18 protein-coding genes and 1 pseudogene are annotated in these 19504 nt (G+C 55.7%); 13 read left to right on the forward strand and 6 right to left on the reverse strand.

Annotation, left to right across the window (positions count from 1 at the left end; translation table 11 throughout):
* Positions 1 to 145 precede the first annotated feature (145 nt).
* Positions 146 to 880, reverse strand: coding sequence for an NAD(P)H-hydrate epimerase (locus FHS27_RS12530; protein ID WP_184305288.1), 735 nt, complete (start codon positions 878 to 880; stop codon positions 146 to 148).
* Between the two features lie 41 nt (positions 881 to 921).
* Complete coding sequence (locus tag FHS27_RS12535; RefSeq protein ID WP_184305289.1) at positions 922 to 1872, reverse strand: DUF429 domain-containing protein; 951 nt, start codon at positions 1870 to 1872, stop codon at positions 922 to 924.
* A 24-nt stretch (positions 1873 to 1896) separates the two neighbouring features.
* Here FHS27_RS12535 and trpB point away from each other — a divergent pair, with 24 nt between their 5' ends.
* The 7 genes and pseudogenes from trpB (at position 1897) to FHS27_RS12570 (ending at position 10509) form a co-directional block, all read left to right on the forward strand.
* On the forward strand, positions 1897 to 3132 hold the full coding sequence (trpB, locus tag FHS27_RS12540; protein WP_184305290.1) for a tryptophan synthase subunit beta: 1236 nt from the start codon (positions 1897 to 1899) through the stop codon (positions 3130 to 3132).
* Positions 3133 to 3569: 437 nt separating this feature from the next.
* A complete protein-coding gene (locus FHS27_RS12545; RefSeq protein WP_184305291.1) occupies positions 3570 to 4625 on the forward strand; it encodes a methyltransferase domain-containing protein in 1056 nt (351 codons plus the stop codon).
* Positions 4622 to 5809 carry an aminotransferase class V-fold PLP-dependent enzyme gene (locus FHS27_RS12550; protein ID WP_184305292.1) on the forward strand — a complete coding sequence of 396 codons (1188 nt, stop codon included), beginning with the start codon at positions 4622 to 4624 and terminating at the stop codon, positions 5807 to 5809. Before FHS27_RS12545 ends, FHS27_RS12550 begins: the two co-directional genes overlap by 4 nt.
* A 101-nt stretch (positions 5810 to 5910) precedes the next feature.
* Positions 5911 to 6393, forward strand: a complete 483-nt coding sequence (gene coaD / locus FHS27_RS12555; protein WP_184305425.1) for a pantetheine-phosphate adenylyltransferase — start codon at positions 5911 to 5913, stop codon at positions 6391 to 6393.
* A gap of 94 nt (positions 6394 to 6487) precedes the next feature.
* Positions 6488 to 8299 (forward strand): oligoendopeptidase F, encoded by a 1812-nt coding sequence (pepF, locus tag FHS27_RS12560; protein ID WP_184305293.1) that lies wholly within the window; start codon positions 6488 to 6490, stop codon positions 8297 to 8299.
* Between the two features lie 40 nt (positions 8300 to 8339).
* A pseudogene (locus tag FHS27_RS12565) lies at positions 8340 to 8582 on the forward strand (DUF1559 family PulG-like putative transporter); the annotation flags it as partial.
* Between the two features lie 271 nt (positions 8583 to 8853).
* On the forward strand, positions 8854 to 10509 hold the full coding sequence (locus FHS27_RS12570) for an arylsulfatase (RefSeq protein ID WP_184305294.1): 1656 nt from the start codon (positions 8854 to 8856) through the stop codon (positions 10507 to 10509).
* A 155-nt stretch (positions 10510 to 10664) separates the two neighbouring features.
* On the opposite strand, the gene FHS27_RS12575 is transcribed toward FHS27_RS12570, so the two are convergent.
* The 4 genes from FHS27_RS12575 to FHS27_RS12590 form a co-directional block, all read right to left on the reverse strand.
* Positions 10665 to 11870 carry a VWA domain-containing protein gene (locus tag FHS27_RS12575; RefSeq protein WP_184305295.1) on the reverse strand — a complete coding sequence of 402 codons (1206 nt, stop codon included), beginning with the start codon at positions 11868 to 11870 and terminating at the stop codon, positions 10665 to 10667.
* Positions 11845 to 14319: a DUF5682 family protein gene (locus FHS27_RS12580; RefSeq protein WP_184305296.1), complete on the reverse strand. Its 2475-nt coding sequence runs from the start codon at positions 14317 to 14319 to the stop codon at positions 11845 to 11847. Before FHS27_RS12580 ends, FHS27_RS12575 begins: the two co-directional genes overlap by 26 nt.
* The gene (locus FHS27_RS12585) at positions 14312 to 15469 is read right to left on the reverse strand and encodes an AAA family ATPase (RefSeq protein WP_246419699.1); all 1158 of its coding nucleotides are present in this window, start codon (positions 15467 to 15469) and stop codon (positions 14312 to 14314) included. The genes FHS27_RS12580 and FHS27_RS12585 overlap by 8 nt, the downstream gene beginning before the upstream one ends.
* A 111-nt stretch (positions 15470 to 15580) precedes the next feature.
* Positions 15581 to 16417 carry a hypothetical protein gene (locus tag FHS27_RS12590; RefSeq protein WP_184305297.1) on the reverse strand — a complete coding sequence of 279 codons (837 nt, stop codon included), beginning with the start codon at positions 16415 to 16417 and terminating at the stop codon, positions 15581 to 15583.
* 314 nt (positions 16418 to 16731) lie between these two features.
* Between FHS27_RS12590 and FHS27_RS12595 the strand changes: the two genes are divergently transcribed.
* From FHS27_RS12595 to FHS27_RS12620, 6 genes are read left to right on the forward strand one after another with little or no spacing between them, the layout of a single operon-like run.
* Positions 16732 to 17286 carry a Na+/H+ antiporter subunit E gene (locus FHS27_RS12595; RefSeq protein WP_184305298.1) on the forward strand — a complete coding sequence of 185 codons (555 nt, stop codon included), beginning with the start codon at positions 16732 to 16734 and terminating at the stop codon, positions 17284 to 17286.
* On the forward strand, positions 17286 to 17615 hold the full coding sequence (locus FHS27_RS12600) for a monovalent cation/H+ antiporter complex subunit F (RefSeq protein ID WP_009100933.1): 330 nt from the start codon (positions 17286 to 17288) through the stop codon (positions 17613 to 17615). Before FHS27_RS12595 ends, FHS27_RS12600 begins: the two co-directional genes overlap by 1 nt.
* A complete protein-coding gene (gene mnhG / locus FHS27_RS12605; protein WP_184305299.1) occupies positions 17612 to 17959 on the forward strand; it encodes a monovalent cation/H(+) antiporter subunit G in 348 nt (115 codons plus the stop codon). Before FHS27_RS12600 ends, mnhG begins: the two co-directional genes overlap by 4 nt.
* Complete coding sequence (locus FHS27_RS12610) at positions 17956 to 18522, forward strand: DUF4040 domain-containing protein (protein WP_184305300.1); 567 nt, start codon at positions 17956 to 17958, stop codon at positions 18520 to 18522. The genes mnhG and FHS27_RS12610 overlap by 4 nt, the downstream gene beginning before the upstream one ends.
* Positions 18519 to 18959, forward strand: a complete 441-nt coding sequence (locus tag FHS27_RS12615; protein WP_184305301.1) for a Na(+)/H(+) antiporter subunit B — start codon at positions 18519 to 18521, stop codon at positions 18957 to 18959. Before FHS27_RS12610 ends, FHS27_RS12615 begins: the two co-directional genes overlap by 4 nt.
* On the forward strand, positions 18956 to 19492 hold the full coding sequence (locus FHS27_RS12620) for a sodium:proton antiporter (protein WP_184305302.1): 537 nt from the start codon (positions 18956 to 18958) through the stop codon (positions 19490 to 19492). The genes FHS27_RS12615 and FHS27_RS12620 overlap by 4 nt, the downstream gene beginning before the upstream one ends.
* Positions 19493 to 19504 lie beyond the last annotated feature (12 nt).

Below are 19504 nucleotides of genomic sequence, written 5' to 3' on the forward strand. Positions count from 1 at the left end.
AGTTCGTGATCTTTGACGAGTTTGCGAACGCTGTCCACGTGAACGATTTCTTTGTCTGGTTGAGCGGTGAGAATTGGTTTTGCGGAGCGGCAACTGCGACTGTCGAATATTTCCACGAACAGCCTAGCAGTATCCGATCAGCTGGCTATCCGGGGATTCCCAATTGCCGTTTCAACGCGTCAGGAATCCCGATATCGATCACCTCCAACTCGCCCAAATAAGGCGCCGCGGCCGGATTACTCATGCCAATTTTCGGAGTCACAAACGTGAGTGTCAGTTCGGCTCGAAAAGTTGGTTGAGAAGGTTCCCCGCTGTCACCGTCGAGGCCAGACGGAATATCGATCGCCACCCGACTGGGCCGATGGGTTGTCGGTGCATGAGTCTCGTTCGCTGCCCGAATCGCCTCGGCAAAAGGTGATCGTGGGGCGCCTTTGGACCCCGTCCCCAACAAAGCATCAACAATCATCCCTTCGTGGTTCTTGATTCTCGCCACGATCGCGTCTGCATTAGCGATGTCGACCCGTACCCCGGCCTCGATGGCATCGTCATGACTTTGTTTGGCGTCGCCGGACAGTTTGTCGGTGTCGACTAACGAAACCACCGACACAGGTCGGTTGGCTGACGCGAGACATTTAGCGATCACGTAGCCGTCACCACCATTGTTGCCCGCACCCGCCAAAATGAGCGTGGTCGGACAATCGCCGGGAAGTTCGCTCAGGAGACGATCCGCACAGGCACTGCCCGCGTTTCGCATCAAATCGATTCCGGGGATGTCGTACTGTTCGATGGCAACTCGATCGACCTCGCGTGATTGGGCGACTGAAAAAACAGGCCACTTCATTTGCTCGGCTTCCGCCAGCGGGACGGACTTCGTTGACATGTTCCACCAATGCTAGATAGGAGAATTCGTCTGCGAAAATACTAACAATAGACCCGCCCTTCGAGTCGGTAACGGGGATGTTCGGCGATCTTAACATGATCGTCGCGATACCACGCCGTCCAAACACCGACCGCCGCGAGTACCGCATCGAGGGCATCGCCGCCAGGATTGTCCATCATCACTTTGCGGCGATACGGAGAGATTTCAACCGTCGGTGTTAGTGCAGCAAGGATCGCGCGTCGATTTTTCCTGCGAACTTCATCCGGCGGTTTGCCTCCTGGTTGTTTGTACTTCTGACGCGGCAGCGACATCTGCCACAACGTCGACGAGGGACACGCTTCGAGCACGATCCGGTGGACATCAGACACTCGCAGTTCGCCGCGGTCCAAACGTTTGCTATCAAACGGCAGGACGAGTGTCTGGGCGTCGCCAGCGATCCGAGCCAATACGTCCCGCATTCCGTGAAATGTTTGATAGATGATTCGATAGTGGTAACAGTCAAACGGGGTTCGGGTCTCCTGATCGGTCGCCCGTCGGATGTGCATCGAATCGCCGAGACCACGTGCGATCTGGATGAGATGTCGACCGTAGGATTGGGCATCCCCCTCAAAGTCGGTGACGTGCCGGATCTGATCCTCCCAATCACCGAGGCCGAGTTCGATGGGCAGCCCGAATGGAAAGTCCATTCCCCACAACGCTTGCCGGCTTTCGAGAATTTTTTCGGCCAGGTATTTGCACACGATATCGCGTGCCGGGTCGCCCGCGGCCCGTCCGAGCGGTTGCAGATCAACGAGTTTGAGCGGTTGAGTCCGCGAGGGACTCCCGTCGTCTTCGGAGACCTGTAATTCCGCGATCCAAGCATTTTTGCCCGCCTGCGCCGCACCACTGAAGTCGACCCCCATGATTGTTTGAGGCTGAAAACACGAGATCCGAGCCTGCGTCGCGTTGACCAAGTTTTCTTCTCCAGTGACAATCGGTTGTTTCCGGTGCATCCCTATTTACCTGATTGAGATTTGATGAGTATTGCCGATTCGTCCGCTTCGGATAACACTCCCGCAACCGCCCACGTTCCCGATCCCAACGGCCGATTTGGGGAATTCGGTGGCCGCTTCGTGCCCGAAACGCTCACCCGGGCACTCGATCAGCTTGCGGAAGAGTACGAAGCCGCCAAGAAGGACCCCGAGTTCCAACGCGAACTCAGCGGATTGCTAAAAACCTTCGTCGGCCGCCCCAGCCCGCTGTACCACGCCAAACGGTTGTCCGACAGCGTCGGCGGTGCTCAAATCTGGCTCAAACGTGAAGATCTCAATCACACCGGGGCTCACAAGATCAACAACACGATCGGCCAAGCGTTGCTCACGCTGCGGATGGGCAAATCCCGCGTGATCGCAGAAACCGGTGCCGGACAACATGGCGTTGCCAGCGCGACCGCGTGTGCCCACTTCGGATTGCCCTGCACGATCTACATGGGTGCCGAAGACATCCGTCGTCAGAAACCAAACGTGTTCAGCATGAAATTGCTGGGTGCAACGATCTCACCAGTCGAGAGCGGGTCACGAACCCTGCGTGACGCAGTCAACGAAGCGATGCGGGATTGGATGTCATCGGTCGAAGATACGCACTACATCATCGGCAGCGTGATCGGCCCCCACCCGTTTCCGATGATGGTACGCGATTTCCAATCTGTCATCGGCCGCGAAACACGTGAACAATGCCGCGACAGTTTTGAACGGCTTCCTGATTGCGTGGTCGCCTGCGTCGGTGGCGGATCCAACGCCGCCGGGATGTTCTACCCGTTTGTCGAAGACGAAGGCGTGCGAATGATCGGTGTGGAAGCTGGCGGTCGATCCAGCCAAGCCGGTGATCACGCATCGCCACTTTCCTACGGCAGCCCCGGTGTGCTGCATGGCAGTTACAGCTACGTCATGCAAGACGATGACGGTCAAACCTGCGACGTGCATTCGATGAGCGCCGGTTTGGACTATCCCGGTGTGGGTCCCGAGCACAGCTACTGGAAAGACACGCATCGCGTCGACTACATCGGCTGCCGTGACGACGAGGCAATGAAAGCATTCGAACGCCTGGCGACCACCGAAGGTATCTTGTGTGCACTCGAAACGGCACATGCCGTCGCCAAAGCCATCGAGGCCGCCGCGAAGATGTCTGAGAAGGAACACCTCGTCATCTGCCTGTCCGGTCGCGGCGACAAAGATGCGATGGAGATCGCACGACTCCGCGGCGAAGAGTGGTAACATTCAACGTAATGAGTACGCCATTGGCTCGACCAACGTCGGCTCTCGCGATAGCGGCCGTTGTTGATTGATTGCCACCGAGTATTGATTGCCGCTCCGTATTCTCGTCATGCTCACCGACCACCCGCCATCCAACGGCGCGGTCGGTTTCCGCACGAACCAAATACCCGACCTCGATGCGGTTGCTCGGCTGGGAACGAAAGAGCGTCCGGTACCCAGAGACGTTCGTGACCGTTCCCCGGACGTCCGCCTGGGCCAAATCCAGGGGGTTTCCCATGCTGAACATCACCGCAAAAGGTCGATGTCTCCCGGGAAGGGTTTTAAGTTCTCGATGAGCGATTCACCTCGCCCGATTCGCCCTGGTTATTGACGCGACCGTCATATCGTAAACTGAAACCGGTACGCATTCTTCCTCATCTACCCAATCACCGCCATCCATGTCGAATCAAGATCGCACACTTGATCACTATCAAGAACTCATGACGATCAACGCGACCTCGCACATTCTGCGTGCGGCGCGACAAATCGGTTTGTTCGATCAACTCGCCGAGGGTCAAAAAACAGTCGAGACGTTGGCTGAAAATTTGAAGATCCCGCAATCACGCGTCTTCATGTTGATCCAGTCCTTGATTGCCGTCGGAATCATCGAGCAGTACCAGGAAGACTACGCACTCTCATCCACCGCACGGCTGCTCTGTCAGTACGACGCGGATCTCGGAGACGTGACCTGGAACGGGCTCGCCGATGCACTGCGACGTTCGCCTTCGGACACGCCCTCCGACGAAACGACGCCGAACGATTCCCCAATCACCACCAAACTTCAAAAGAGGTTCGACGCGATCGCCGCGACTCAGTGGGTTCACACTCCCGCAGCGATGCAGGTCGCCGAAATTCTCGACCTGGGTTCCAGCCCAGCCGACCCTGCGGCGCTCGAGGGCAACGGAGCATTGCCTGACGAACAGCCACACGAATCGATCGAATTGCTCGACTTCGGCTGCGGATCAGCCGTGTGGAGTTCCGCGATGGCGTTCCGCGAACCCGCGATGCGCGTCACCGCGATCGACAACCAAGCGGCACTGGTTGCCGCTTCGGCGACCGCGAATTCGATCGGTTTGACGGATCGATTCGAAACACGCGTTGGAGACGTGCCCGGCGTTTCTCTGCCCGACACGACCTACGATATGGTCGTGATCGCCCAACGGCTACACGCATTTGATCCATCGCAAATTCGAAAGATTCTCGATACCGCGATGGCGAGTTTGAAGTCCGGTGGGCGTTTGATCGTGATCGATTCGTTCCGAGGTCCTCATCAACCGATGCTCGCCGAATCACTCGAAGTCCTGCGAATGCAAATTCAAACCAGTGACGGCGATGTCCCTGAACTTCCGGTCGCAGAACAACGAATGAAGGACGCCGGTTTTGAGAACATTCAATTCACATTCATTGCCGCCAGCCGAATCGGTTTGGGCATGATGATCGGAAGCAAGCCGTGAGGGATACATCGACGTCCACGACCTGTCCTTCGCGACTCGATGACGTTTGGTCATGGTGGCGAGACCAAATGCCGGTCGCACGACAGTGGGCCTATTTTGATCACTCGGCGGTTGCCCCGCTGAGCGAACCGGCTGCTCAAACGCTGCGCCAATTCACGGAGGCGGCATCGAACAGTGGCGACGTTCACTGGCTCGATTGGTCCGCGAAGGTCGAAACTCTTCGCACGCTAACAGCGGAACTGATTCAGTGCCGTTCCGATGAAGTGGCCTTGGTTCCCAACACGACCACCGGCATCAATTTTGTCGCCAATGGATACCCATGGCAAAAGGGGGACAACGTCATTTTGCCTGAGGGCGAATTCCCAAGTAACCGGTTCCCATGGCTCAACCTCGCTGACCGCGGGGTCTCGGTGAAGACCATTCCCCGGCGCGACGGTCACGTCGAAGTAGATGACTTAATCGCGGCGATTGATGAACACACTAAAATGATCGCAGTTAGCTGGGTCGGCTACGCGAGCGGTTTCCGCATCGATCTCGATCGACTGGTCAAGGAAGCACACGCACGCGGCGTGCTCGTGTTCCTCGACGCGATTCAAGGCCTGGGCATCTATCCGCTCGACCTGCGAACGTGTGACGTCGACTTTCTCTCCGCAGACGGGCACAAATGGTTGCTGGGTCCCGAAGGCGCGGGGGTGGCGGTGATCCGCCGACGGCACCTCGAAACACTGCGATGCGAAAACGTCGGATGGGCCAGTGTCCGGAACGCACATTTGTTCTCAGGTGCCACGTTTGATCTGCGAGATGACGCAGGGCGGTTTGAAACCGGTTCGGCAAACATGTCAGGATTAATGGCGTTTGCCTCCTCGCTCGAAATGTTTGTCCAGGTTGGCCGGATCCACGGCCCCACTGCGATCGGTGACCGCGTGCTCGAACGGGCGGCCCGGCTCAGGCAACTTATCGCCGAAAAAGGCGGGAAATTGCTTTTTAAAAACGATCCCCCCGAAACCCACGGCAGCGGAATCGTGACTTTCGAAGTCCCAGGCGAATCGCCCGCCGATTTCCGTTCACGCGGTCTCGAAAACGGCGTCGTCCTCAGTTGTCGAGGCGGGGGCGTACGGGCCAGCGTTCACGTCTACAATGATGACGCCGATTTACAACGGCTGACCGATCTCATTTCAAACTAAACCACAACCTGCACGGACCCGATCCTTTGCCTGATTCCACCAATGACGCGCGTCCCGGCGAGCCGACCGATGGTCCGGACGGGCTCTCCCACCGAACGGCCGTGTACACGGGTTCGTTCGACCCGATCACGTCCGGTCATTTGCACATCATCGAACGCGCATCGAAAATCTTCGAATCGCTGACCGTGGGAATTGGTATCAACGCCGACAAACGCCCGATGTTTGACATCAACGAACGCGTTGATCTGGTATCGATGGTAACGCGTGACCTGCCCAACGTGAGTGTCAAAACGTTTGACACCCTTGCCGTTGACTTTGTGCGATCACTCGGCGCGGGTGTGATGGTCCGGGGCATTCGTCCACTGACCGATATTGCGGGCGAGTTCACCATGTTAATGGCCAACCGGCAACTCGATCCCGCAATCGAAACCGTGTTCTTGATGGCAGACGAACGGTTCGCTCACGTCAGCAGTTCGTTGTTGAAACAAATTGCGATGATTAGCGACGACGATGAGCATCTAGCCAAGTTTGTCCCTCAAGAAATCGTTACCGCGATTCGCGAAAAAATGCGAACCGCGAGCTAGGGAAAGTCTCGACGTCTTTCGAACCAACTCACCCGTCACGAAAGCTCTCAAACGCTTTCGATCGAACCCACTCTCTTTTCAATGGATTGCTAACATGACCACGACTGCCGCCACGACCAAACTACCTTTGCGAAGCGAAGTCCCCGCCGAAGATTGCTGGGATCTGTCTAGCCTCTATGAAAACGATGAAGGTTGGCAGGCGGACTTCGACAAGGTCGCCGGCCAAATCGATCGGTTCGAAACGTACCAGGGTCGATTGGGTGAGAGTGTCGACACGCTGCTCGAATTTCTAACCTTTGATCTCGAAGTCGACCGGGTTGCCGAACGGTTAGGAACCTACGCGTTCCTGCGGACGAGCGAAGACCAAGGGGACAGTGATCATCAAGCACGCAAGCTGCGTTTTCAAAACCTCGTCATGAAAGCGTCGCAGGCGGCTAGTTTCGTGCGGCCCGAACTGCTCGCCATCGAACCCGAAACGATGGACAAGTTTCTCGCGGACCCGAAACTCGCCGACTTTAAGCTGCAACTCGAACGGATCGTGCGCTACCGGCCGCACACTCTCACCGATCGCGAAGAACGACTGCTCGCCATGCAGGGCGAAATGTCGGGTGCCGCGGGCAACGCGTTTCGTCAACTCAATGACGCCGACTTGAAGTTTGGTGAGCTGACCGACGAAAACGGACGGACGATCGAACTCTCCCACGCGACATTCAGCCAGTTCTTACAAAGCCCGAAACGCGAAATCCGCAAAGCGGCCTTTGATCAATATTACGATGTTTTCGATAACCATCGAAACACGCTCGCCGCGACGCTCGCCGGCAGCATTCAACGGGACGTCTACTACGCCCGAGCACGTAACTACGAAAGCAGTTTGGAAGCGTCGCTGTTCCCCGACAACGTGCCGACAACCGTTTACGACAATTTGATTTCGGCGGTACGAGATTCTTTGCCCGCCGTACACCACTACCTCGACGTCCGTCGGCGCAAAATGGGTCTGACTGATCTTCACCACTACGACACCTACGTGCCAATCCTTTCGGACGTGAAGAAGCATCACACGTGGGATCAGGCCGTCGAAGTGATTTTGGAATCGCTCGCGCCGTTGGGCAGTGAGTATGTCGGAACCCTCGAAAGCGGACTGCGGGGCCGTTGGTCGGACCGATATCCGAACCGAGGCAAACAAAGTGGCGCATTCAGTTGCGGATCGTTCGACGGCGACCCGTTCATTCTGATGAATTTCAAAGAAGAGGTTCTCAATGACGTCTTCACGCTCGCTCACGAAGCCGGGCACTCGATGCACAGCTGGTATTCGGCGTCGCATCAACCGTTCCAGTACTACAACTACACGATCTTCGTCGCCGAAGTTGCCAGCACGTTCAACGAACAACTATTGACGGCACACCTTCTCGAAAAAGCGACCGACGACACCGAACGAGCCTACCTCATCAACAACGAACTCGACGGACTGCGAGCGACCGTTGTCCGGCAAACCATGTTCGCCGAGTTTGAAAAACGGACTCACGAGATGGCCGAAGCAGGAGAACCGCTGACGGTCGCGTCGATGCGTGCAGCCTATCGGGAATTGCTCGATGCTTACTTCGGCCCTGAATTTGTGGTCGACGAGGCGTTGGAACTCGAATGCTTCCGCATCCCGCACTTCTATCGTGCGTTCTATGTCTACAAGTACGCAACCGGTCTGAGTGCCGCGGTCGCGTTGAGTCGCCGGGTGCTCGGTGGCGGCGAAGCGGAACTCAACGATTACCTCGATTTCCTTCGCGGTGGATGCAGCCAAGACCCTCTTGATCTCCTCAAGGGAGCCGGTGTCGACATGACTCAACCAGCCGCGGTCAAGACAACACTCGATCACTTTGCCGACCTCACCAAACAGCTCGATGAGTTGATCTGAGGCCAACTCGCGGCATTCGTTGCGTCTCGGTATCCGAACGCCCCACTATGAAGGCATTTGCCCTCCGAGCAGTCGCCATCAAGGCGGATGCCATGTGTTAATGACCGATGGCGCGGTGAAATTCATCACCGACTCCATCGAGGTTGGAAATAGCGCCAGTGGTCATGTCGGTATTCATGGAGCACGAACGGACCTCGAGACACCAGGCAGTCAAAGCCCGTTTGGGCTTTGGGGTGCATTGGGAACTCATGCCTCCAAAGAAATCATCGATGAAGAGTTCTAAAAACGCTAACCAAGAATCAACGGTTAGTCTTGGATAGCAGTTTTCCGTTTCGCCTCGGTTCTACTTTAGAATCGAGGCTAACGGACTATTGTTTTATGGACCCATCGGTACGTGATACAACGAAGGAAGATTCAGACGAAATCGTTCGTCTTACCACCCGTCTGTAGACATGCGTGCCGAAGTGCACTGTTCGGACAGGCGACTCGAACGTCAGTCAGAACTGAGATGTCCGTCACCGGTTCCCACTTGATCCTCTACCTCGATAAACAACATGAAACCCGCTTTTGTCATTGTGTCCTTGTTGATTTCGGCGGTCGGCGTTTGTCGTGGCCCTGTCGCGGCGTCTCCGGCGAGCGATACTCCTCCCAATATTGTGATCATCCTCGCCGACGACATGGGATTCTCAGACCTCGGTTGCTACGGTGGCGAGATCGAGACCCCTCATCTCGACTCACTTGCCCACCACGGCCTGCGATTCACGCAATTCTATAACACGGCGAGGTGTTGGCCGACTCGCAGTTCTTTATTGTCCGGCTACTACGCTCAACAGATCCATCGCGATGCGTTGCCCGGCGTCCGCGGTGGTGCGGGAGGCGTGCGACAGAGTTGGGCCAAATTGCTGCCCGACTATTTGAGCCCCGCTGGCTATCGCAGCTATCACAGTGGCAAATGGCACATTGACGGGAAAGTGCTCAACGCAGGTTTTGATCGCTCGCTGGATGTACGAAACCAAGGTAACTATTTCACGTCGAACGGCAACTTGATTGATGACGTTCCGGTGAAGGCTCCGGCTGATGAAGAGGGTTACTACACGACGGTTGCGACCGCTGATCATGCGATCGATTGCTTGCAGGATCACGCGGCGAATCATGCAGACAAACCATTCTTCCATTACGTCGCCTTCATCGCTCCGCACTTTCCGTTGCACGTCCTTCCTGAAGACATCACAAAGTATCGCGACTCTTATCTCGACGGTTGGGGCGAGATGCGAAAATCGCGATTCGCACGTCAAAAAAAGCTGGGCATCACCGCGACGACGCTGGCACCGATCGAACCCGATCTTGGCCCACCATACGCATTTCCCGATGCGATGGAAAAACTCGGTCCTGACGAAGTCAATCGTCCCTTGCCGTGGAACGAATTGAGTGAGTCGCAGCAACGATTCCAAGCAACCAAAATGGCGATTCACGCCGCGATGATCGATCGGATGGACCATGAGATTGGTCGCATCATTGATCAACTCAAAGTGATGAATGCGTTTGACAACACTTTGATCCTTTTCGCTTCTGACAACGGTGCGAGCGCTGAAATCATGGTTCGAAACGGTGGCCATGATCCCAATGCAGCACCCGGCAGCGCCGCGACATATCTGTGTCTCGGTCCAGGATTTTCGAGTGCCTGCAACACACCCCACCGTCGTCACAAAACTTGGGTGCATGAGGGCGGCGTTAGCACTCCCATGATCGCCCATTGGCCTCGTGGGATTTCGTCCGCCAATGAACTGCGGCATACACCGGCACACGTCATCGACGTCCTTCCCACCGTACTGGAAATCGCAGGAATCGAAACACCCAAACGACCGGACGGCGCCGAGATACCCAACCTCCCAGGAAAGAGTCTGCTGCCAGCATTCGCGGTCGATCAAACGATCCCGCGCGAGAGTTTGTGGTGGATGCACGACGGGCACCGTGCAGTACGCGTTGGAGATTGGAAGTTGGTCGGTTCCAAAGGTGAGCCCTGGGAACTGTACGACCTGACGTCGGATCGCGCCGAACAAAACAACCTTGCGTCAAAGATGCCTGAGAAAGTTCAAGAGCTCGAACGAGTCTGGCAGCAGCAGACGGACAGCTTTATCGAGCTTGCCCAACAAACATTGGACGACCAACCCAAACGCCGCCGAGGCACCGCAAGACCAAGCAAAAACTGAACCCAACTCAACACTGAATTGAGAGGGCACCACAAAACGCATCGAGGCAGGCGAATGTCGTGGTAGAGCGGTGCGACTTTATCGGATAGAGCTACGCTCGACTCATCAGCCATCGTTTTACTTACGTGACACGATGGCTTTTTCGTACCGGCATCTCAATCATCCGCGGTCAATCGACTCGCAAGGCTCGACAGGTCATCACCTCTCAGGGCACCGGCGACGAGTTCCGGCATGCGATCAGGTGTGCAACCAAAACAAGGAATTCCGAGGTCGGCGAGCTTTCTCGCGAGGCCCGCGTCGTAGCTCGGAACTCCCGAATCCGACAACGCGAGCAAGCATAGGACTTTCACTCCCGAACCAACCATCTCACCGAGTCGACGGACGAGTTGGGATTGATTGCCGCCTTCGTACAGATCCGTCAGCAAAATAAACAGAGTCTCGCGAGGCGACTCGATAAATTGTTCGCAGTACGCGACCGATTTGTTGATATCAGTACCGCCACCGAGTTGCACCCCAAACAACATGTCGACGGGATCGTCACCGCATTGCTCGGTCAGGTCCACGACCTCTGTATCAAAGGCGACCACGTGGGTTTTGAGCGCAGGCAAACTCGCAAAAATTGAACCGACAACGGCGCCATAGACAACCGAATCGGCCATCGAACCGCTTTGATCCATGTCGACGATCACCGTCCAACTTTGTCGCCGTTGGGCCCGAGAAAAAAAGTAAACCCGCTCGGGGATCAATTTGCCGAGCTGCGAATTGTAGTTCTTCAGGTTGCGACCGATCGTCCACTTCCAATCGATCGAATCGGCGTGAGGAATCGGGGAGTGCTCGCCTCGATTAAGTGCTCCCGTCACGGCGCGGCGAATTTTGTGATCGAGGTCCAATTTAATTTTGTCGACAACCGCACGGACGACCATTCGCGCGGTCTCTTTGGTACGTTCGGGAATCTGACCTCGCAGGGACATCAACGTTCCGACTAACTGCACGTTGGGTTGGACGTTTTTAAGCATTTCGGGCTCGAACAGCAGTTGAGTCAACCCTTTTCGTTCGATCGCATCGGATTGGATCACCGACACGACATCCTCGGTGAAGTACGTTCGCACGTCACCGAGCCATTTGGCGAGTCGTGGTGACGAACCACCGAGTCCCGCGGAACGCTGCCCATCAGCGTCCTCACCGGTCTCGTCATAGATCGCCGCGAGCGCCTCATCCATTGCAATTTGTTCTTCCGACAGCGCGGGACATGCACCCCCGCATGCGCGTCCGAGTTGTTCATCTGCCGACTGTCCGAGCACCAATCGCCATCGCCGGACCTGTTCATTGATCTCGTTAGAATTCGTCGAAGTCGAACTCATTGAGTTCCTCCAAGGCATTTTGTTCATCGTCGCTGAGTTCAGACTGCATCAAGTCCGTCGCTTCCTCGGCACTGATCCCCCAATGATCTCCCAGATTTTCGGCGATGGTTCGTTTCTCGTTCGCACTAAAACCACCAAATGCTCGTCGTAAGAACACGACGCTGCGGCGAAACTGTTCTTCGTCGAGCTGCGAAACGTACTCGGCTAATTGAGACCACATCGACTGGCGAGCTAACAACGCATACCGATTACGTCCCGAGAGTCCCTCGAACCATCCCGCCCCGAGGTCGGCTGGAATTCCAGGCGACAACCTGCGGGAAACTTCTCGCGATAGTTCGTCGTTGTCCATCTGGCCACGTTCGAGCAAGATCGCGCACGCGTAGCCTGACAACAGTGCGTTGCGATCGTCACGCCGCGCGAGTTCGCGTAACCGATCGATCCACAACGCTTCATCCACCCGTTCATCAAACTCGAGTGCGATGTTGTTGAGTTGATCCATTGCGGTCATCAATTTTTGCGCCGCGGCGGTATCACAAACCGATGACGCTATCAAACCTAACACCGACTGAACGAATAGCTCCTCCACCAACGGCAACAGGGGAGCGGTGTCGAGCCGCCGTACGTCACCGAATCGGATCGTCGTCGTCAGTTCGTGAGCGGCTCCCGCGGTGTCTGCAACCGCGGCGGACTGCGTCGCGAGCTCCTGCAATTTTCCTCGTGCAGACAACATTCCAGGCAACATTTCGCATCGGCTCGCGACTTTCACGAGCGCGGCCGCCTCGGCAACGGTCGAGGCGTTTTCGATCCCTTGCTGAAGTTGATAGGCCGCGGCGATTTCGACGGTTTCGCCCATCAAGACAGACTCAACGAGAGCGATCTCCGCTTCGGGTGACCATTGCAATTGCCACGACTCGCCCCAGGTCGCGGAGGCTTGCCGTGTGTTTTGCAATGTCGCGAAAGGAACATTCAGTAGTGCGAGTCGATGCAAAAAAGTCGATCGGTTCAAATCCAAGAACGCGGACGCCTCCGTCTTTGCCCGTCGATTCTCTCTTAGATCCAAAGACAAGTCCTGCTTCACCGTTGAACGGTACTTTTCCAAATTCAGCGATTGAATCTTCTGATTGAAGTCGTCTTGAATCGACGTTTGGCTGACCCCTTTTGGGAGGGTTCCGATTGCTGTCCCAACTTCAACGCGTGCCATCGGTTCCGCCAAAACACCACGATCACCTTGACCGATGATCGCCACGGCGGCATCTCGTAAATCTTCAAGTACCGGTGCTGTTCCCTGCTTGAGTGACGACAACATCCGACTCAGTCGAACCGCTTCGATCACCTCGGCGGTACTGCGATGCGTTCCCGATTTTCGCAGCTCCCGAACGACTCGCGTGAGATAGCCCGCGGCAAGATCATCGACGCCACGGTGTTTTTGATCAGCCTCGACACGTGATGGCGAATTGAGACAATCCCAGAGCAGTTCGTAGTAGGCGGGAGCGTGATTGCCCGCGCCATAACCTGATTGAGAAGATAGTTTGAAATACGAATAGGGCATCAACGTTCGTTTCGCATTCAAACTCGGCAAACTCGTGAGTTCGTCGTCGGTCATTGACGGATGTTCGTCACCGAGCACGCTGGCATGAAATGCACCGACGATGACAACAACTTTTTCGGGTTGGTGTCCCTCGGCCAACGCCTCGTCGATGCACCGCCGCATGAAAGACTCTCGGATCAAGTTTTCCGCGTTCTCCCGGGGGTGATCTTCTCGAAGGTCTCGAAGCTGTTCGCCAAAAGCCATTGCGGCAGTCCGATAGGCCCCTGAATTGTCGAGATGTTCGAATCGACGTTCCCAGTACGCCTCGTAATCGGACTCCCCGGCGGACTCCGCAATTCGTTCATACACACCTTTGGTATGTTCGAAGGGTGCAGGCGAATCGGCGTCGCTCGTTTCATCTGTGTCTGCGTCGTCATCAGCCGGTGTTGAATGTTCTTCCGACGTCGCGGGTTCCTCCGGTGCAATCGCAGGTACTCGGATAGGCTGCAGTGCCAAAAACACGTGCGACGGCAGATCGATGAAACGTACGTCCGCATCGTGATCATCGGCCCAGGTAATCGCTTGATACTCGGGGCTGTAGCGGGCTAATGGATAAACGAGCGTCCGAACCGGAACCGATTCGGTGTACGCGAGAATCGCGATCGGTGGTCGTGTTTCTTTGCGTACGATATCGCGAATCAGATCGGTTGCGTCATGCAGCCCTTCGATCAACACGATCGTCGGTTGCACTTCGTCGAGCAGGTCGCGCAAATCGCGAGCTGCCATGGGTGAGAGATGCCGCACGCCGAAAACGTGGATACGATCGCGTGAGATGGTCGGACGTGTCGCCTCAATACTCGCCGAGTTTGGGTTCGTCGTCTTCGCAGTCGATCGCGGCGAGGTCGATTTGCGTTTAGCCATTGTGGTCTTCGCACGCCGTGTAAAGCGGACGCCACGCCGAACCGCGTTTCTTGACGACGTTTTTCAGATACTCGGCCCACACGAGTTTATCTTTTTCTTCGTCCCGTACGATCGCTCCCTGCAATCCGGCGGCGAGATCGCCGGGTGACACACTGCCATCGCCGAAGTTACCCGCTAACGCCATGCTGCCGGTGAGTAGTGAGATCGCTTCGGCGGTAGACAGGACACCCGATGGAGTTTTGACTTTGTTCTTACCATCGAGCGTTTGCCCTTCGCGGAGTTCACGGAAGATCGTGACAATCTGTTCGATGGAATCTTCGCTAGGCAGTTCGGCCTGCAACGCGAGGTCGGCCGATAACTCTTTCACGCGATTGGTCACGATCTCAATTTCGGTTTCCATCTTTGCCGGCGTTGGCAATACGACAATGTTGAAACGTCGTTTTAATGCTGCCGACATATCGTTAACACCTCGGTCACGCGTGTTCGCCGTTGCGATCACGGAGAACCCTTTCGCTGCCGGCAGTTCCGTCGAAAGTTCGGGAATCGAAAGACGTTTCTCGCTAAGCAGCGAGATCATTGCGTCTTGAACTTCCGAGGCACATCGCGTGATTTCTTCGAACCGCGCAAGGCTGCCTTGTTCCATCGCCCGGTAGATCGGGCTTTTGATCAGTGCTTCCTGGCTAGGTCCATGCGCGATCAACATCGCATAATTCCAGGTGTAACGAATTTGTTCTTCAGTGGTTCCCGCGGTGCCCTGGATAACCTTGGTGCTGTCACCGTTAATGGCAGCAGCGAGGTGCTCACTGAGCCAGGACTTCGCCGTACCGGGTTCGCCGATCAGAAGCAGCGCGCGATCGGTAACGAGTGTCGAGATGGCGATCTGCACGACACGGTCGTTGCCGACATACTTTGGAAGAATCGTTCGCGAGCCGACTTTGCCACCAATGATGTAGGTCAAAACGCTCCGTGGCGACATCCTCCATCCCGCCGGACAAGGATCTTTCTCGGCGCGAATGAGGGCGTCGATCTCGTCCGCAAACGCCAATTCGGCGGGCTGCCTTAGTACGGACGAAGCATCGGCAGTATCTGGATTGCCTTTTGACTTAGAAACCGAAACGGCCGACTTTGGGGAAGTAGACTTTTTGGCCATGCGTGGAAGGCTCAGCGAAGAGGTGTGGGGACAGGTGTTCGAGAATTGCCATCTGCAAACAGTTGATGCAATATACCAAAGCCGTCCACACCGACGCGTCGCGGGCCATGATTACTTTGGCTCTAACAGCCAGATACCGGCGTTGAGAAGCCGCTTGAGTTCGGCGGCGTCGATGGACGCTTCCGCCGCATGCCTCGAATCATAGATCACAATCGACTGACGTTGGACCTCGCGAACACGGACCACACCGGGCGGATCGATTCCGTTCATGAAATAGAATTGACCGCTTTCAATTTTGGGCCGGATCCGTGCCTTTCGATCGGCACCCGCTTCAATTTTCAGTTTTGGACCGTATTGGTACTTCTCGGCAAATCGTTCGAGAAGATTGGGGTCAGGCGTCTCGGGCGGGGTGGGCACGCTCGCCGTGGACGAATTTTCGTCTGTCGTTTGATTCGGGTCTTCGCTCGTCCCCGATGACGGACTCTGTGCATCGTCATCTGACATAGTCTCGCCATCGGACGCGTGTCCTTCGTTGGAAACGGCATGATCCAGGGCTGAGATCAAATCTCGAAACGTTTTATTAACCGGGCCAGTGAGTTGCTGCATTTTGGCTTGGGCGTTTTTGACCTCATTGAGCTTTTGCAGAGAGAGGTTCACTTTTCCTTGTCGTGCTGAAGCGATGATCGATCCGACCATCGAATTCCAACGGCCAGAAATTCCGTTAAACGTCATCTCCATCTGGCGGACGCGTTGCAACGATGACTGGGCGCGGCCTTGGTTGAATTCCTTCTGTGCTTCGGCCAATTCCGAATTGAACGAATTGATGCCCTTGAGTCCCTCGATCACATTCCCACCGGGTAAGCCACGCACCGCACCGCCGGTCAGGTTCGCAGTACGTTGAATTGCGGTCGAGACGTTCGAGAAGAGGATTGAGTCCACTCGGATCATGGTTCGCGTGTTGGCTGCAGAGACAGGGGTGGAGAGAACGAGAGCGGAAAGTCACCGCCACTTGCCCATTTTAGTTCATTGAAAACCCGGCAGGTGGCGAGGGTCCGCGATGTCTTGTTGGCAGGTTCGGCAATCTAGGTAGTTCAGTAGATACAAAGTCACGATTAAAGCTTAGAAGGTGGTGTTAATCATACAAATTGCCCGACTTGTCTTGATTCCGGAACGCGGTATAGGCTATGCCCGACGAACAAATGTGGGCATCCTGAGGACAGGCTGCTCGACATGCGTCTATCAAAGGATTGAATGCTTCGCACGTGAAATACGCCTTAACTCTTCTTGTCGCCCTCGTTGCCAACTGGTTGCTGTGGTCAGGGCATTTTGACAACCCGTTCCTGATCGGGTTAGGAGCGGCTTCGTGCCTATTTTGCCTGTGGCTTTCATCGCGAATGAAAATCGTCGATGAAGAGGGTGCCCCGGCACATCTCGGTTTGCGACCATTCTTGCTGTATGCACCTTGGTTAGCCAAGGAGATTGTGACGTCGAATATCAACGTCGCGAGAATCATTTTGTCTCCCGTGATGCCACTGCGGCGAAACCTGATCTTGGTTCCTGCGAAACAAAAAAGTGAAATCGGGCGAGTCATTTTCGCCAACTCGATCACGTTGACCCCGGGCACCGTTTCGGTACGCCTGGAAGGCAACAATATTCTCGTTCACGGGCTTTCACTGGATGAGTCTGCCGACGACATGGCGGGCGAGATGGGTGAACGTGTCTGTCGCCTGGAGCGATGCGAAAACGCCGCTGCCAACGAGTGCGATGACGATTCTGTTGAGTCCCAACCAAACACATCTGGCCAAGGAGAATCCTGATGTCGCCGGATCTATTGCCGAGTGAATTGACGTCGGGCGTGTTAATGGCAACCTCGTTTGCGGTGTTGTTAACGATGATTTTGGCTTTGGTTCGCGCCACGCTGGGACCGACGGTTTTCGACCGTGTGCTGGCCCTCAACATGTTCGGTACCAAGACGGTCCTCCTGATTTCTGTGGTCAGTTTCGTGACCGGACGGAGTGATTTTCTCGACCTCGCTCTTCTCTACAGCCTGATGAATTTCATCGGCATGGTCGCGCTGCTGCGATTCACCCAGTACAACAGCTTCAGTGATAGCGCCGTGATAACGGGAGAATCCAACGAGCCATGATTGCATTGGAAATCGCCAGCTACTTTTTTCTGATCGGCGGGGCCGTGTTCTCGGTCATCGGCGGCATCGGGTTGGTCCGACTGCCCGAGTTCTATTCACGGATGCACGGCGGCGGGATCACCGACACGATGGGTGCCGGATTGGTGGTCATCGGGTTGATCCTATTGGCCGGTCCGACCCTCGCGGCATTCAAATTGTTCGTGATTCTGTTTTTTCTCACCGTCACGAGTCCGAGTTCCTGCCACGCGTTGGCGAAATCAGCACTCTTAAACGGACTCAAGCCACAGCTCGATATCGAAACTGATATCGAATTGCCGACGATCGGCGGGAGGAAACCAGAATGAATCTGATTGTTTTCGCATTACTCGCGTTGCTCGCCATTACGGCGGTTGCGATCGCAAAGCTGCGAGAACTGTGGGCGGTGATCATGTTCACCGGCATCTACAGTTTTCTCAGTGCGAGTTGGATGATGATCCTCGACGCACCTGATGTCGCGTTCACCGAGGCCGCCGTGGGTGCAGGAATCTCGACGGTGTTGATGCTCAGCACGATGGCGTTGACGGGCAAAGCGGAAGAGATTCCTCGCAAGAAGTCGCTTGTCCCCTTATTCGTTGTCCTCGTTACCGGTGCGACGCTGGTTTACGGGACGCTCGATATGCCTCATTTCGGCTCACCGAATGCTCCGGTTCAGGTGTATCCGGATCCGTCGTTTGTCGAACGATCCGAAGCCGACATGCACGGATTACCTAACGTCGTGACGGCGCTTCTAGCGAGCTACCGGGGTTATGACACGCTCGGGGAAACCACCGTGGTTTTGACGGCAGGTATCGCGGTATTGCTGATCCTACGTCGTGACGATGAAGAAAAAGACGAATCGGCCCAACTCGCGGGGAATAAGACCTCATGAGTGCGTTTCCGATCATCCGGATCATCACCAAACTGTTGATCCCTTATATCTTGTTATTTGCATTTTACGTCCAATTTCACGGCGACTATGGTCCCGGTGGTGGATTCCAAGCGGGAGTGATCTTCGCGTCAGCGTTGATTCTTTATGGTTTGGTGTTCGGCCTCGATGCGATTAAGAAGGTCGCGCCGCCGATTGTGATTGAGAAATGCATGGCACTCGGCGTGTTGGTTTACGCAGGTACCGGCGCGCTGACGATGGCTCTCGGTGGAAAATTCCTCGACTACAACGTGCTCGAACATCATGTGTTGCCTCAGTGGCACGTACCGAGTGGGCAGCACTTGGGCATTTTTCTCGTTGAACTCGGTGTCGGAATCACGGTGACCGCCGTGATGACGATGATTTTCTACGCGTTCGCGGGAAGGAAGCAAGTCCAATGACGCTCGAATCCATCGCGGGACTCTACAACTACTGGGTCGTGATCTTTTTGATGATGACCGGGTTCTACATCGTGTTGGCACGAAAGAATCTGATCAAGTCAGTCATCGGTTTGAACATCTTCCAAACGTCTGTGTTCCTGCTCTACATCACGATGGGCAAGGTCGATCACGGGACCGCCCCGATCGTCCCACCGGCCATTGCGGCCGAGCAAGCACACGCGGCACACGGCACGACGGAAGCAGGACATGCCGCCGTGGGGCATGCGGCACTAGAACACGCCGAGACGGCCCAAGGCTTGGCTCACGACGTGGCTCATAACCTCGCCGACGATGCGATCAGCCATGGTAGTGAGTTAGCTCATGCTTCGACGGAAATCATTTACTCCAACCCACTGCCGAGCGTTTTGATGCTGACGGCGATCGTGGTCGGTATCGCGACAACGGCATTGGCACTCGCGCTGGTCGTCCGGATCCGAGAAGATTACGGCACGGTGGATGAAGAACGAATTTTAGAATTGGATCGCGGCGAATGAGGCACTTTACAT

The organism is Aporhodopirellula rubra, from assembly GCF_014192335.1.
GTDB classification, from domain to species: Bacteria; Planctomycetota; Planctomycetia; order Pirellulales; family Pirellulaceae; genus Rhodopirellula; species Rhodopirellula rubra.

Bases quoted from the DNA above. Each gene is read 5' to 3' on its own strand.
- FHS27_RS12530 (WP_184305288.1), bottom strand. From the start codon at position 880: ATGTCAACGAAGTCCGTCCCGCTGGCGGAAGCCGAGCAAATGAAGTGG.
- FHS27_RS12535 (WP_184305289.1), bottom strand. From the start codon at position 1,872: ATGCACCGGAAACAACCGATTGTCACTGGAGAAGAAAACTTGGTCAAC.
- trpB (WP_184305290.1), top strand. From the start codon at position 1,897: ATGAGTATTGCCGATTCGTCCGCTTCGGATAACACTCCCGCAACCGCC.
- FHS27_RS12545 (WP_184305291.1), top strand. From the start codon at position 3,570: ATGTCGAATCAAGATCGCACACTTGATCACTATCAAGAACTCATGACG.
- pepF (WP_184305293.1), top strand. From the start codon at position 6,488: ATGACCACGACTGCCGCCACGACCAAACTACCTTTGCGAAGCGAAGTC.
- FHS27_RS12570 (WP_184305294.1), top strand. From the start codon at position 8,854: ATGAAACCCGCTTTTGTCATTGTGTCCTTGTTGATTTCGGCGGTCGGC.
- FHS27_RS12575 (WP_184305295.1), bottom strand. From the start codon at position 11,870: ATGAGTTCGACTTCGACGAATTCTAACGAGATCAATGAACAGGTCCGG.
- FHS27_RS12580 (WP_184305296.1), bottom strand. From the start codon at position 14,319: ATGGCTAAACGCAAATCGACCTCGCCGCGATCGACTGCGAAGACGACG.
- FHS27_RS12585 (WP_246419699.1), bottom strand. From the start codon at position 15,469: ATGGCCAAAAAGTCTACTTCCCCAAAGTCGGCCGTTTCGGTTTCTAAG.
- FHS27_RS12590 (WP_184305297.1), bottom strand. From the start codon at position 16,417: ATGATCCGAGTGGACTCAATCCTCTTCTCGAACGTCTCGACCGCAATT.
- FHS27_RS12600 (WP_009100933.1), top strand. From the start codon at position 17,286: ATGTCGCCGGATCTATTGCCGAGTGAATTGACGTCGGGCGTGTTAATG.
- mnhG (WP_184305299.1), top strand. From the start codon at position 17,612: ATGATTGCATTGGAAATCGCCAGCTACTTTTTTCTGATCGGCGGGGCC.
- FHS27_RS12610 (WP_184305300.1), top strand. From the start codon at position 17,956: ATGAATCTGATTGTTTTCGCATTACTCGCGTTGCTCGCCATTACGGCG.
- FHS27_RS12615 (WP_184305301.1), top strand. From the start codon at position 18,519: ATGAGTGCGTTTCCGATCATCCGGATCATCACCAAACTGTTGATCCCT.
- FHS27_RS12620 (WP_184305302.1), top strand. From the start codon at position 18,956: ATGACGCTCGAATCCATCGCGGGACTCTACAACTACTGGGTCGTGATC.